Raw genomic sequence first — 14,805 nt, 5'->3', positions numbered from 1 at the left:
ATGAAACCTATACATATAGTAATCCCTGTTTTTAACAGGAAAGAGCATACCCGGGAATGTTTAAAATCATTGAGAAGCCAGACCAACCCAAACTATAAAGTAACTATAGTTGATGACGGCTCTACGGATGGTACAGAAGAAATGCTGAAAACAGAGTTTCCGGAAGTGGATATTCTGAAAGGCGATGGTAACCTGTTTTGGACAGCAGGCGTGAATATGGGTTTAAGGCATGCTCTTAAACAAAGATCCGAGCTGTTTATGACCATGAACAACGACGTGGTAACAGACGAGCACCTGATCGAGAAAATGATTTACTGGCACAGGCAAAAACCGGAAGCCCTGATTGGCGCGCTGGAGCTTGATGCCTTTACAAAACAGCCTATTTTCGGCGGCGAAAGACTTAACTGGAAACTAAATACCATAGATCAGGTGCTTGCCAATCTGCCGGAATCAAACCGGAAAGGATTACATGCCGTTACGCACCTTCCCGGCAGAGGACTTCTGATACCAAAGGTAGTGTTCGAAAAGATCGGACTTTTTGACGAGGATAGGTTCCCGCACTACATTGCAGATTATGACTTTACACACACCGCCCGAAGAGCAGGTTTTGAACTGTTTGTAAATTATGATGCCAAGTTGCTCACTTACCCGGAAGAAAGCGGTGAACGCCAGCTACGTAGCAATAAGAGCCTTAAAAACTACTATAAGCACCTGTTCGACCTGAAAGGAGGCGGCAACCTGAGAGACTTTACCCGATTTACGCTCAAAAACTGCCCTGCTCCATATATTCCTTACCATTTACTGAACGGGTACACCCGACGACTTTTAGGCTATTTTCTGAAGTAATGCGCAATGCCAACGTAGCTGCTGCTGATAAAAACACCATCCAGCCCGCTAAACATAGAACTATAGTTGGCGGGCTGTTGGTGGCGCTTATAGTTATTATAGCAATCAGCCTCATTATAGCTACGTATAGTTTCAGGCCTTTCGGAAAAGATCAGGCGGTTTCAAAGCTGGCTCAGAACTATAGCCAACCTATAGTTATAACAAAGGGCGGCACTTACACCGGCAACTGGGAATCAACCAGCGCTGATGTTCCGGCCGTTGATATTCAGACCTCCGAGCCGGTTGTGATCATCGATTCCAATATCCGGAGTGCCGGTATATTAATAAAGAGCTGGTACCACAATGCCGACATCACTGTAAAGAACACCAATGGCTACGGGCTCTCTCCTACTACTTATACCGGGTCTGCTAAAACGCGGCGCTTTATCGTACTGAATGATTTTAAAAACCTGGTAGTTGAGAATTGTTATCTCGAGGGCACAGCAGGCATAAGCGTGGGCGATAATTACCGCGGAAACGGCACACCAGGCCAAACAGTAAAGATCCGGTATAACCTGGTTAAAAACATAGATGGCAGAGTTTATGCCGGAACAGTACATTCGCAATTCGTTCAGTTTAACTTCCGGGGAAGTCTGCCTCATGCCGAAATTGCGTGGAACCAGGTAATTAACGAACCAAACCGTTCGCTGGTCGAAGATAACATCAGCATACACAATTCGCGGGGCACAGCTGCTTCGCCTATTCAGATACACAACAACTATATACAAGGCGCTTATCCGTTGTTCGCTGCCGACAGCAGTTTTTCAGGCGGAGGCATTCTGATGGATGGGGATGGCGATTTAAAAACCTGTACGGCTTACGTGGAAGCTTATGAGAACCACCTCGTTAACCTCGGCAACTATAGCATGGGCATAGCCAGCGGAAATAACATCCGTTTCCACCATAACAGAGCAGTTAACGCAGCTACCTTTAAGGATGCTAAACGCTTCTCGATGTATACCTCCGGTATTTGGTGCCTGGACTATTATAAAAAGGGAACCACCTTTTCAAACTCTATTGATAATAACATAGTAGGTGTAATGGCATGGGGATGGCCGGATAACAGAAGAGATATCTCTGATGTAAAAGGCGCTATCGTAGCAGATAATATTCATATTCCGGGCATTATAACCAGGCAACTTGAAGTAGCAGAGTTTACCAGGTGGCAGCAAAAACTTCAGGATAATGCTATCACGCCAGGACCTGCAGGTAAAAACAAACCATTCATTCCTTTTTAGCCAGGTTATTGTTTACTGTACTTACAGTACTCCCGGTCAACAGGAAATTGGCATTAAGAACAGAAGCTGAATTGTACACGTAAAAGCTGCAAAAGAAATCAATTGTTAACCTAGTTAGTAAACTGACTGAATATTTACACCCTTTACTACCCAAGTCTGAGCCCTATAATGAAAACCATACGAGCTGTAATAGCTAAATACCGAGTACTGATATCCAAAAAAGCAACCCAACTGCTACTTGGCAGGTTAAGTGGAAACACGCCAGCTACTATAGTTAACTCTGTGGAAGAAGATTTTCACTTGCACACTGTCAGCAGGCATGTAAACAGTATTGTAACTATCTCTCCCCCAACTATAGCACATTACCCTTTTCCGGAAAGCTTTCCTGCAAACTTCAGAAGATCGAAGGCATTCGAAAAGAAAAACCTCTATTTACTGAAAGATGTCACCGTTTCTCCTTTTTCGGGATTGACCTGGCTCGAGAACAAACACTTTTTAGTTGAAAGCATCGGCTCACTTTTCAGGTTAATTGGCTGGGATAATGTGCTGCACGAACCGTTGTTGCCAACCAGCAAATTAAAAGAACAGGATATTATAGTTAGCTGCCCCGACAACCCGTTTTATCATTGGGTATTCGAATCGCTGGCTGGCCTGCTGGTAACGCTGGAAAATTTTCCGGAAGCTAAAGTAATGATACCGGCAAATAGCCCACAGTATTGCAACGATGTATTAAAGCTTGTTTTCGATGAAAATACGTATGCCGAAAGAATTATAGTTGCCGATGGGGTAAAGCAGGTTTCAAACTTTGCTATGTTCCAGCAGGAGCAGGATGCAGGTTTTATTCATCCTGTAACTATAAGCGCGTTGCAGAACTTCCGCAATAAGGTGCTGAACCAGATGCAACTGTCAGTACCCAAAGAGCCCCTGATTTACATCTCAAGAAGTAAGACCAAAAACCGGAGCCTGGCAAACGAGGAAGAACTGGAGAAAGCACTGGAGGCTATTGGCTTCACCATTATCTATAGTGAGCAACTTTCGTTTGCGCAGCAGATTGCCTTATTCTCGCAGGCATCCTTTATAGTTGCTCCCCATGGCGCCGGGCTAAGTAATATAGTCTGGACGAAAGGCAAAGCACGATTACTGGAGATTTTTGCGCATAACCATTTTAATGACTGCTTTGCAAGATTAGCTTCCGGCCTTGGTTTCAGATACAGGTATACACAGGCTGGCCCGCACCCGGGAACATGCGGGCAGGTAAATGTGCAGGAAGTAATGGACCTTGTAACTGAGATGCTTAAAACAGAAGCGCACACTGAGCAGCAGGTAGCTTAAGCAACTATAGGTTAATCTGTTACATAACAAAGGCTGATTCTTAAGAATCAGCCTTTGTTATGTAACAGATTTTTTATTTGTAACCAACGAAAGCTTGCTCATCCCCTACATACAGCCTCTTCATCCTCCCCTTCTATAGTTCATGGATGCTGGCCTTTGTCATAAACATATTATAAAACCTATATTTAATTGATCTAAAAACCATTTAAGCTTTGGATGATTAAACCCGGCTTTCCATATATAGTTATATTTATATGTAACAATAAATTCATATTCAACTATATTTTCTTCAATTTACTTTCAATATTTTTTATTGCTGATACAATAATATGGAACCCATAGATTTAGTTACACTTTTAAACCAAATAATTACACAATTATAATATAACTATTTTGATAAAAAAATATTTATTGTAACCGAAACTTTTCTATAAACCTTTATATTAAAGCCCTGAAGCATTTTTTTACACATATAGCAGTTATAAATTTTTAAAGTAATTATAATTTTATTCAGAAATTTGAGATAGGTATTAGCATTTGTAAAATTTTACCTCATATATTTGCAACAACTTATATATGAGCAATTTAAACAACACGCTTTTTCTTAAGATGTCAGTTAAAAAGCTCTTCTTCTCTTAGGTAAAGAGAATTTTCTAAGATCACCAAAGAGAAGAATAAGTAAGGTAAATTAATATTTTCAACTTTTAGCCAAAAAAGATGAATCCAAACACCTCTTATGCAAATAAGAAGGCGAGCTCGGTTTTGCTCGCTCTATTGCTCACATTCATTGTGAGTGCATTCACACCAAAAACAGCTCAGGCTCAAACCTATAGTGGTCCTTTAGTGATCACAAAAGGTGGTACTTACACCGGAAACTGGCAATCTACAAACTCCGACGTTCCTGCCGTTGATGTCCGTACTTCCGAGCCGGTTGTTATCATCAACTCTAATATTCGCGGTGCCGGTTATCTTATTAAGAGCTGGTACTATGCTGCTGATATAACAGTAAAGAACACAAACGGGTATGGAATCACACCTACACCTTACACGGAGTATCCTAAAACCCGCCGCTTTGTTTCTCTTAACGACTTTAAAAACCTTGTAGTAGAGAATTGCTACATGGAGAGTACAGCCGGTATCGGTGTTGGCGACGATTACCGTGGAAACGGTACTGCAAGCCAGACGATCAAGATCCGTTATAACAAAGTGAAGAACATTGATGGCCGCGTACATGGCGGTAAAGTACACTCACAATTCGTACAGTTTAACTATCGTGGCTCAGTTCCTAACGTAGAGGTTGCCTGGAACCAGGTGATAAACGAACCAAACAAGTCGTTGGTAGAAGATAACATCAACATCTTCAACTCCCGCGGAACATCTTCATCTCCGATCAAAATCCACAACAACTATATTCAGGGTGCTTACCCTGTTGATGCAAGTGGCAGCAGCTATTCTGGTGGTGGTATACTTTCAGATAGCGATGGCAACATCAGCACTGCTACTGCTTACATTGAAGGTTTCGAGAATCACCTTGTGAACGTAGGTAACTATAGCATGGGTATTGCAGGCGGAAATAACATCCGTTATTACAACAACAGAGCTATCAACTCGGCTACTTTCGATAACGGCACACGTTTTAACATGTATACTTCAGGTTTCTGGAGCCTGGACTACTACAAAATGGGAACAACCTTCGCTAACTCTATCGACAATAACACGGTAGGTGTTATGGCATGGGGCTGGCCAAACGACAGAAGAGATATCTCTGACATGGTAGGCGCTACACAATCAAACAACACGTCTATTTCTGGGGTAATCACAAAGCAGCACGAAGTTGATGAATTTAACAGATGGCAGCAAAAGCTGAGCAGCAAAGGTATTGTACTGGGTCCTAACGGTTCAGGTACAACTATCGCCTCACCGGAGCCAACTCCAGCTCCAGCGCCAGCACCTTCTATCGAAACAATCGCCCCTGCTCCAACAACAGGTACAACTACTACCGGCACAGGCAAGATCACGCATGAGTTATGGACAAACGTACATGGCACCAGCACATCGGTTATCCCAGTGGGCACGACACCTGCTAAAAAGACAGAGCTTAGCCTGTTTGAAACTGCATCGAATGTGGGTGACAACTATGGCCAGCGTGTACGTGGTTATATAACAGCACCGGTAAGTGGTAACTATACGTTCTGGATCGCTTCTGATGATCAGGCTGAACTATACCTGAGTACGTCTGAAGACCCTGCAAAGAAAACCCGTGTAGCATCTGTTTCACAGTGGACCAACCCACGTGAGTGGACTAAGCTTAGTGAGCAGAAGTCAGTAGCCATTAAGCTGGAGGCTGGCAAGCGTTACTACATCGAAGCCCTACACATAGAAGGCGGTGGCGGAGACAACCTGGCTGTAGGCTGGACATTGCCAAACGGCACGCAGGAAAGACCGATACCGGGCAAGTACCTGTCACCGATGGGCAGCACTGCAACTACTGCGCCGGCTCCGGCACCTGAACCAACGCCTGCACCAAGTGAGCCAATTGTAACGTCGCCTTCAACCGGCACGGGCAAGATCACGCATGAGTTCTGGACAAACGTACATGGCACCAGCACATCGGTTATCCCAGTGGGCACGACACCTGCTAAAAAGACAGAGCTTAGCCTGTTTGAAACTGCATCGAATGTGGGTGACAACTATGGCCAGCGTGTACGCGGTTATATAACAGCACCGGTAAGCGGCAACTATACGTTCTGGATCGCTTCTGATGATCAGGCTGAACTATACCTGAGTACGTCTGAAGACCCTGCAAAGAAAACCCGTGTAGCATCTGTTTCACAGTGGACCAACCCACGTGAGTGGACTAAGCTTAGTGAGCAGAAGTCAGTAGCCATTAAGCTGGAGGCTGGCAAGCGTTACTACATCGAAGCCCTACACATAGAAGGCGGTGGCGGAGACAACCTGGCTGTAGGCTGGACGCTGCCAAACGGCACGCAGGAAAGACCGATACCGGGCAAGTACCTGTCACCGATGGGCAGCACTGCAACTACTGCGCCGGCTCCGGCACCTGAACCAACTCCGATCGTGACAACACCAACTGGTAAGATCACAAGAGAATACTGGGCAAATGTACATGGCACCAGCGTGAGCGTAATACCAGTAGCTAATACGCCTACTTCGAAGACTGAGCTAACAATTTTCGAATCGCCATCGAATGTTGGTGACAACTATGGCCAGCGTATACGAGGTTATGTAACGGCACCGGTAAGTGGTAACTATACGTTCTGGATTGCGGCGGATGACATGGCGGACCTTTACCTGAGTACATCTGAAGATCCGGCGAAGAAAGTGAAGATCGCTTCGGCAACAGTGTATACTGATTCTCGCCAATGGACAAAGGCATCTTCTCAGAAGTCGGTAGCTATTGCACTTGAAGCTGGCAAACGTTATTACATTGAAGCATTGCACCTGGAAGGTGGCGGTGGTGATAACCTGGCCGTAGGCTGGACACTGCCAAACGGCACGCAGGAGAGACCGATACCGGGCAAGTACCTGTCGCCAATGGGAAGCGCGGATGCGATAACAACAGCATCTGTTACTACTGAAAATACGCAGATAATTTTTGAGAACACAACTGCTTATCCGAACCCGTTCACGAACATGATCACACTTGATTTCGGAAATCAGCAGGGAGTTAAGCTGCAGAAAGTAGTTCTTCTGAACCAGGTAGGCAAAGTAGTTTACGAGCAGAAAGCACTTGAACTTACAAACAACAAGATTGAGCTTGACCTGGCTGGCATCAACATCAAAAAAGGATTGTATATCCTGAGATACACAGATAGCCAGGGTTCGGCCAAGAGCATTAACCTGATGAAACAATAAGGTCTCTGAATCATAAAAAAAGGGCACTTCAGTTGAAGTGCCCTTTTTTGTTTTTTATAGGTAAGTTAATCTGTAACTACCAGTTTCCTGCTGATACTTCTTTCGGTAGAATACAAGGTAAGGTTATAAAAGCCTGCACTTACTTTGCTTAACGATAGGGTCTTTTCCAGAAGGCCGGCCGTGTTTGCCTGTACGGTTGTCTCCAGCACTTTCCTTCCGGTGGCGTCGGTCAGCAATAAGGTCAGTTTTTCATTCGGCTTGAGCGTGGTAACATGCAATGCAACCTGCTTGCCTTTGGTAGGGTTCGGGTACACATCAAATCTGCCTTTAAAGTTAACATCTGTGCCTGTACCAAGTGGGTTGGTGCCGCAGTACTTACCATTACCCCCGTTAAACTCTTCAGCAATATCAGCGACGGTTAATGCTCTGGAATATAATTTAATTTCATCCAGGTCGCCTTCAAAATGATAGCCATCTCCCAAGTCCAGATAGCCGATGTTCAAGGCCGCAGCACCTTCAAAACCATTGTCGTAGTTGATATCAATTTCATCAACCTTGGCGCCATCTACATAAAGTATATTCTTTTTAGCGCCCGCATCGCGTATGGCAGTTATGTAATGCCACTTGCCATCATTCACTTTTGGTCCTTTTGCACCTACAAAGTTCCCCTGGTGGTTTATATCCTTTAACATGAACATCGCGTGTCCCTGGTCGTCGGTACCTATCCACCAGTGCATAGCCGATTCGGTAGCATTCCGCCCCATGATCACGGAGTTACGGTTTACAGTTGATGAAGTACGCATCCAGAAACTGATCGAGAATGGTGTGGCAGCTCCCCAGCTGAAATTAGATGCATCGTTCAGGTTTACCCGGGTTGCAGTAGAGAATTTAAGTGCGTTTTGAGACTTACCGTTTATTACTTCAGGGCAATCTGTGCAAGTGGCAACAGCTGCAGAAGCATAATCCTTGAATCCGGCATCAGCTGTGGCTTCATCAAACCCAAAGTAATGTGTAATGCCCGGCAAACAGTTTGGCAGTTCTACCTGCGTTAAACCTCCCACTGCTATTTTAACCGCATCGGAACTCTGGAAGTGTACCCCATCGTCGGTAGCCTGTGCTGTAATGTTATAAGTACCTGCCGCAGCACCAGTCCATTTAGCGTTAAATGGAGCTGTAGATGATTCCCCGATCTGAGTATTGCCTGCATAGTAAACCACTTTCGTCCATTTACGGGTAGCGTCTGCAAAGCTTACTTTCAGATCGATCTGCTGGCCTACTGCGAAGCTGGCGTTATTTACCGGTGAAGCTATAGTCACAGGCATAACTATACCCCCGCTGCAATTCGGGTACACATCTACAAAATCAGTAGTCGAAAGTCCTCCGGCATCCGTTACCTTCAGGCTGATCCTGTAAAAATAGGTTTCACCATCGCAGCCGATTGGAGTTATTATAGCCGTAGTTTCTTTTTTGGTATCTACAGGTTCCGGGTGATTGTGCGTGTTATGGTATAATGTCGTTTGCCACTCATAGCTTAACTGAGTACCGCTGTGTTCCTTATCCGTTACATCTGCCCTTAAATTATAAGTAGTTGGCTTATCAAGCGGATATTGCGTTCCTTCGGCCGGGCTGGTGATGTTTACTACAGGCGGCGTATTGTTGAGTGTTATAGTTAGTTTCGCTGCAGCTGTCAGGCCGCCATCATCCGTTACCTTCAGCGTTACGGTACGGGTTACGGCCTGGGCAGAGGTAAACGTATGTTGCGGGTTTGCTTCAGTTGACTTGGCAGAACCATCGCCAAAATCCCATTCATACTTCAATGCCTTGTTCTCAGGATCTGTAGACTCACTACCTGTAAACTTAACCGTGAGCGGGCTTGTACCAAATAGCTTATCAGCTTTGGCGATAGCTTTCGGAGGCTGGTTTCCACCGTAATAAGCGATCTTGAGAACTTTAGTGGCGTAGTTGATATAGTACAGACCACCCGTTACCGGGTTAGTCGCAAAACCGGTAACAGTCGCATCCTTGCCTATAAAATTTCGGATAGAAGTAAGCTTATTATTCGCGTCAAACACGGCATTCTTAATCCAGCCAGCGCCATAGTCACCAAAAAAGTACGTGTTTTTATATGCTGCAGGCAAGTCTGACCCAGTGTACCAGATACCACCCGTTGAGGAGCTGCCAAAGAAAGGACTGCCTTCTACATTAGAGCCAGCCTCGCCGATACCAACAGTTGCAGCCTCTTCGCCATTAAATGTACCGATCCTTGTTATTGCTTTAGGCGCAACCCCATTCTGCACAATGTCATTTACCCAATCCACCACAGGCCTGGTATGTACAAAAGTATACTGATCAGGAATTGGGGTCGTATTATCGCACGGATTCAGGAATTCGGGCTTTGTGGTTTTTTGCGCCTGCTTTAATAAACTTCCGAACGTGTAGAATTCTTTACACATATCAGAGTTGCCGGCAGTAGCCGCACTATACTTTGGATTGGGAATGAAAGGATTCATGACAGTTCTGGCAATTTCAAAGTACGACGGTTGCGCCATCAGGCCTTCGAACATAGGCCAGCCCAGGTTCATACCACCCTTATCTACCACATTGATTTCTTCCCAGTCCATCCAGCCTACATCGCCAACATATAAAGTGCCCGGTGAAGTGGAGCTACCAGTACCTGGTTTTACTGTAAAGCGGAATGGATTTCTTAAACCTAACGCCCATACTTTCGACGCCACCGAATTAGGTTTGCTGGCATCATAGAACGGGTTCGTAGGCAATCCATTACCAGTTGCCGGGTCTATACGAAGTATCTTACCATTATAAGATTGGATCTGCTGCGAACGGAAAGCCCCAACATCTTCTTTAGAGCTGATGATACCATCAACAAGTGCCTGCGGAACAAAGGTGTCATTCTTCGGGTCGTTCGGAAAATAACCATGGTCTACACCATTGGCTGTAGCACCGTCACCAGCGGAAACCAGTAGAGAGCCATCTTCGCCGAATGCCAGGGAACCTACCCCATGCGAAATGTATGTAATCGGAATACCTGTAGAAGCTGTTGCACCAAGCAACACCTTTCTGCTACTGGTATTAACAGTATAGGTACCGTTAGACAGGCTGGCCGTATAGCGCGTAACCCTGCCTATAGTTGCTTCATTCTGGCTTATGTTAGAGGGATCGTAGTCGCTTTTGCCCGAGTTCATCAGGTGGTTGCGGTCTACTACATATAACAGGTAAATAAATCCGTTTGTATCGAAGTTAGGGTCCAGTTCAAAACCAAGTAAGCCGTGGTCTCCCCAGTCGCCTACTTCGTCACTGATATCGAGAAGCGGCATAGTGCCTCTTTCTCCATTTTCAACAACCCACACCTTTCCTGCTTTCTCCCAAACAAACATTTTTTTGCCGTCTTTGGAGAACTTAAGACCTACTGCCATGTTCCATTCTCCTCCAATGGGCTCCTCCACAAAGCCATCAGGCAAGCCCGATGCAGATTGAGCTGACGCTTGCAAAACACTAAAGACAGTGAGAAATACCAGTAGTATCCCTGCAAAAAAGATTGAATTGAATCGGACAGGGTGCCTGAACGTTCTGTTACGGGAATCAGAGAGATGTGCCTGAGCAGAAGGCTCTCTTGCCGTTATGTAAAAGTTATTCATATATTATCGGTAACTATTTAATTTACTATACATTCAACTTTAAGTACTTTATATAATAGAAGCAGGGGCCGAGAAAGTACTATAAAACAAAGGCTGGCCCCGTCTATAGTTGCAACTGCCGGAATGCCGTTTTGCAGCACCCTTAATCCAGGACTACTATCTTTCTGCTTATAGTTTTGGCTTCTGAGATCACAGAGAGCACATAAATGCCTGCCCTTAACTGCTCTGGTATAGGAACTATAAAATCTAAGGTACCATCAGCAGCTACCTGTATTTCCTGGGTGGTTATTTTTTTACCTGTTATACTCGATAGCATGTAGACCACACGCTCATCAGGCACCATGTTGGTAATATTCACATTAACATCTCCGCTTTGCACCGGGTTAGGATACAAAAAGAAACTGGATGCAATGGTCCCGCCAAACTCGATGATGACAACATGAGAATAGGTGAACGCGCCATTTTCCTTTACGATGCGCAACCGGTAATACCCGCGTTCTTTGATCGGACTCGGATCAGTTAAACTATAGGCAAGTCGTTCTGAACTGGTGCCATTCGCCTGCACGGTTCCTATTTCCGTAAACTCTGTACCATCTGCCGAGCGCTCAACTATAAAATGCGACAGTCCTACTTCTGTCTGTGTTTCCCAATCCAGTACCACAGCCCCACCCTCAAAGCGGCCTTCGAACGATATAAGCTCAACTATACCATCGAAAACAGTCTGGTAGCGTTTTTTTATTTCTTCTGCAGTTAAGGCGCGACCGTAAAGCATCACCTCATCCATATCGCCTTCAAACCTGTATCTGCCTTCGCGGTCCAGGTAGCCGATGTTTACAGGAGTAATAGACTGAAAGCCGTTTTTATAAGTAAAGCTGCCCTGTGCTACCTGTACGCCATCCACGAAGAGCCTGTTTGCCCCGGATGCGCCATCCCGTACAGCTACTATATGGTGCCATACGCCATCTGTCAGTTTAGGGCCGCCGCCTATTCCAATGCCATCCCAGAGGTAATCTTTTAACTGGAAGCTTGCATGGCCTTCGGAGTCAGCCCCGATCCACCAGTGAAGATCGGAATCCCTGCCATCGCGGCCTATAAGAACTTTGTTACCAGCGGTGCTGGCCGTAGTGCGCATCCATAGTTCAATCGAGAAACTTTCGTCAGGCAACCAGTTAAAGTTGGAGCTGTTTTCGACATTCAACCCTGTCTTTACACCATCAAAACGCTGCCCTCCTGAAATTACCCCGGGAATTGGCTCCGGCTTTGCTTCGGCGGTGGAACTGGCATTATAAGGTGTGTAATAATCTTTGTATTGTGTGCCGGTTACTTCGTGCAGCATCCAGTGGTGGCGCAGGCCTCTTAGTTCAGTAATGCTGGGTTTAACACTAATGGAGAAAGACTGCTGCACCTTACCCAGGCTGTTCTCAACGTTAACAGTTACATTAAACTTACCAGCAGTAGCTGGTGCCCATTCAATTTCGCCGGTTGTGGCGTTTATTCGCATGCCCTGCGGGCTGTTAACCAGTGAGTAAACCGGTGCAGGCACTCCAATAGCCTGTACATCATAGGTATAAGGCTGTGCGGCCACACCAAAAGTTACAGGCTCAGACATAACAACCGGAGGAAGATTTTCAGGGCCACAGTAAGCGGCAGAGCCATAGTTATATCTCGATCTGACCTCAGTCTCATTTAGTGCCTTGTTATAGAGCATCACCTCATCTATAGCTCCGGCAAAATGGTAGCCATTGTCGAGTTTGTAGTAGCCTATAGTTACCGGCGCAACGGTCTTGAAATCGGTCGTGTATTTATCGTAAAAGAAATCTGCTACTTTGTAACCGTCGATGTATAGTTTGTTTTTGAGCAGGCCACCGTTACGCATTACCACAATGTGGTGCCATTTGCCATCATTGATCTTCTTGCCCATCTTCTCGGTCTTAAAGCCCGTCCGGTTCTTATCATACAGCTCAAAAACAGCATAGCCTTCAGGGTCCACGCCCACCCACCACGACATTTTGGAGTCTGTGGCAACGCGGCCCATGATCACCTGGTTCTTACCTGCGTTCCCGGTTACCTGCACCCATAGTTCTATCGTAAAGTCAACATTATTTTCCCACTCAAAGCGTTCATTATCTGAGATAACTACCCCGTCGTTTCTACCATCAAACTTTTGGGCACCTGCAAATAAACTTGAAGTAGGCGATGGGCACTCGGTACAATTTGCTGTAACCGGGCTTACATAATCAGCATAAGTGCCGGCGGTTTTTTCGTCAAATGTATAGTGATGGATCAGGTTGGTTGGGCATTGCGCCTGAACCTGGAATGAAGGCAGGTAAAGTAATACAGCTAAAATGATAGCAACATAATGCTGATGCCTGCAACTGATAATCTGGCAAAAGCCCACTTGAGTAGCTTTAACCATATTACTTATGGAGTAACAGTAAGTATATATCATAAGTAAGATCGCTCTTAATAAAGGGTAATTTTGGATTCTGGAAGTAAAAAGCTACTTATTTAAAAATGCTGGATCAGAAATAAGCAGCCTTTGTTTCGCAGGCCGGAATTAACCGGCAACTCCGGTAACTATAGTGTGTTTATGCTAAGTATTCAAATTTCCTTTTATTGGAAACTTCTTATATTACGGAGGTTTGATGTATAGGTTTGTAGAAATAATTCAGTTCTATTGCTCTACTGTAACACAGCTTATTTGTTCGGGAATTTTAATTATCAGGCAGTTACAAACCAATCCAGGCAAATACCTGTATTCCAGAAGCATAACCCCGTTTTACCTGCCTGAATCACAATGCAATTTTATTGTTGTGTTACGCCTCTTATTACCAGAGTAGTACCTGCTTCTGAGGTGCTGCTGATTGCCTGCCACGGAGCTGGTAGACAAGTGTGATTTCGTTAGACGGCTTGTCTATAGTTGCGGCATCGGCTACAGGAGATTCGTACAAATAACTTATTTGCAGTTTGTTGATTTTGATGCCGGCGGTGGCCGTAAAAGCCAGGTTATTTCTGTAGCCGGCACCTGCCCATAACATGTTATGGTAAACCGCTTTCAGTTGCCCCTCTATAGTTGCTTCGGCCTGTTTATCGTGCTGGTAAATGGTGTTAAGCACAAGTCCCAGGTCATCTGCTAGGGCAGTGCGGTATCCGGCAAGGCCAACATGCCTGCGGGCATACATCTCATCCATAAACTCATCCCCTGACTTGATCATTTTACCTTCGGTAACATCCTGCATGGCATAGCTGAGGTAAAAGTTTTTTGCCTCCAGGGTTAAGCCTAAGTTCAGGTCCATTTTGCTGCCCCGGTTGTGCTGGCCCAGCAGGCGGATATATTTCGGATCATTTTCCTGGTCTACTGTAAGTTTGTTGCCATCTAAAGCCAGCAAAGTGTAGGTTAAAGCACCACCCCAGCGGAGAGAAAACTTTTCTGATAACCTCAGGACTGAACTATAACTCAGATTAGCCTGCGTTTCGCTGTATGGCCCGAACGACTCGCGGAGCAATAACAGCCCCAGACTATGCTGCATGTCGGTACTATAGGCAGTACCATTATTCAGCTGGTAGCCTTTGCTCTTTTTAAAGTCGCTCAGGTTAAATTCTGCCGAAGCGAATATCGTCCTGGGGGCATCCTCAAAACCGGTCCACTGGTTGCGGTAAACTGTTTTCAGCTGGCTTCCCTCCTGCCCCGTCAGGGATGGGTTATAGTAAGGACGCACCTGCGAAAAGTTACCAATGTATTTACGTGTCTGCGCTGTTGCGCTCAAACTATAGAATGCCAGTATAGTCAGGAGTATGTATTTTTTCATGTGAAGCTA

The 14,805-nt window shown here is 45.3% G+C and carries 7 protein-coding genes; 4 read left to right on the top strand and 3 right to left on the bottom strand.

The window, feature by feature from the left end:
• The 4 genes from GSQ66_RS01935 to GSQ66_RS01920 all read left to right on the top strand — a co-directional run bounded on the left by GSQ66_RS01935 (nt 1) and on the right by GSQ66_RS01920 (nt 7,331).
• Nucleotides 1-846, top strand: coding sequence for a glycosyltransferase family 2 protein (locus tag GSQ66_RS01935; RefSeq protein WP_162425909.1), 846 nt, complete (start codon nt 1-3; stop codon nt 844-846).
• The gene (locus GSQ66_RS01930) at nt 846-2,123 is read left to right on the top strand and encodes a glycosyl hydrolase (RefSeq protein WP_238395784.1); all 1,278 of its coding nucleotides are present in this window, start codon (nt 846-848) and stop codon (nt 2,121-2,123) included. The genes GSQ66_RS01935 and GSQ66_RS01930 overlap by 1 nt, the downstream gene beginning before the upstream one ends.
• Nucleotides 2,124-2,291: 168 nt before the next feature.
• Complete coding sequence (locus GSQ66_RS01925) at nt 2,292-3,455, top strand: glycosyltransferase family 61 protein (RefSeq protein WP_162425908.1); 1,164 nt, start codon at nt 2,292-2,294, stop codon at nt 3,453-3,455.
• A gap of 717 nt (nt 3,456-4,172) precedes the next feature.
• On the top strand, nt 4,173-7,331 hold the full coding sequence (locus GSQ66_RS01920) for a PA14 domain-containing protein (RefSeq protein WP_162425907.1): 3,159 nt from the start codon (nt 4,173-4,175) through the stop codon (nt 7,329-7,331).
• A gap of 65 nt (nt 7,332-7,396) precedes the next feature.
• On the opposite strand, the gene GSQ66_RS01915 is transcribed toward GSQ66_RS01920, so the two are convergent.
• The 3 genes from GSQ66_RS01915 to GSQ66_RS01905 all read right to left on the bottom strand — a co-directional run bounded on the left by GSQ66_RS01915 (nt 7,397) and on the right by GSQ66_RS01905 (nt 14,796).
• Nucleotides 7,397-10,987 carry a PQQ-dependent sugar dehydrogenase gene (locus GSQ66_RS01915; protein ID WP_162425906.1) on the bottom strand — a complete coding sequence of 1,197 codons (3,591 nt, stop codon included), beginning with the start codon at nt 10,985-10,987 and terminating at the stop codon, nt 7,397-7,399.
• Nucleotides 10,988-11,129: 142 nt separating this feature from the next.
• Nucleotides 11,130-13,403, bottom strand: a complete 2,274-nt coding sequence (locus tag GSQ66_RS01910; RefSeq protein ID WP_162425905.1) for a LamG-like jellyroll fold domain-containing protein — start codon at nt 13,401-13,403, stop codon at nt 11,130-11,132.
• A 412-nt stretch (nt 13,404-13,815) separates the two neighbouring features.
• Nucleotides 13,816-14,796 (bottom strand): PorP/SprF family type IX secretion system membrane protein, encoded by a 981-nt coding sequence (locus GSQ66_RS01905; RefSeq protein WP_162425904.1) that lies wholly within the window; start codon nt 14,794-14,796, stop codon nt 13,816-13,818.
• Between the last annotated feature and the right edge of the window lie 9 nt (nt 14,797-14,805).

The sequence above is a fragment of the Pontibacter pudoricolor genome (assembly GCF_010092985.1).
GTDB classification, from domain to species: domain Bacteria; phylum Bacteroidota; class Bacteroidia; order Cytophagales; family Hymenobacteraceae; genus Pontibacter; species Pontibacter pudoricolor.
Note: the sequence above shows the minus strand (reverse complement) of the source record. Positions and strands in the feature narration are given on the sequence as shown.

What these genes read in the sequence shown, in the direction of transcription:
- GSQ66_RS01905 (WP_162425904.1), bottom strand. Translation starts at nt 14,796, where the DNA reads ATGAAAAAATACATACTCCTGACTATACTGGCATTCTATAGTTTGAGC.
- GSQ66_RS01930 (WP_238395784.1), top strand. Translation starts at nt 846, where the DNA reads ATGCGCAATGCCAACGTAGCTGCTGCTGATAAAAACACCATCCAGCCC.
- GSQ66_RS01935 (WP_162425909.1), top strand. Translation starts at nt 1, where the DNA reads ATGAAACCTATACATATAGTAATCCCTGTTTTTAACAGGAAAGAGCAT.
- GSQ66_RS01910 (WP_162425905.1), bottom strand. Translation starts at nt 13,403, where the DNA reads ATGGTTAAAGCTACTCAAGTGGGCTTTTGCCAGATTATCAGTTGCAGG.
- GSQ66_RS01920 (WP_162425907.1), top strand. Translation starts at nt 4,173, where the DNA reads ATGAATCCAAACACCTCTTATGCAAATAAGAAGGCGAGCTCGGTTTTG.
- GSQ66_RS01915 (WP_162425906.1), bottom strand. Translation starts at nt 10,987, where the DNA reads ATGAATAACTTTTACATAACGGCAAGAGAGCCTTCTGCTCAGGCACAT.
- GSQ66_RS01925 (WP_162425908.1), top strand. Translation starts at nt 2,292, where the DNA reads ATGAAAACCATACGAGCTGTAATAGCTAAATACCGAGTACTGATATCC.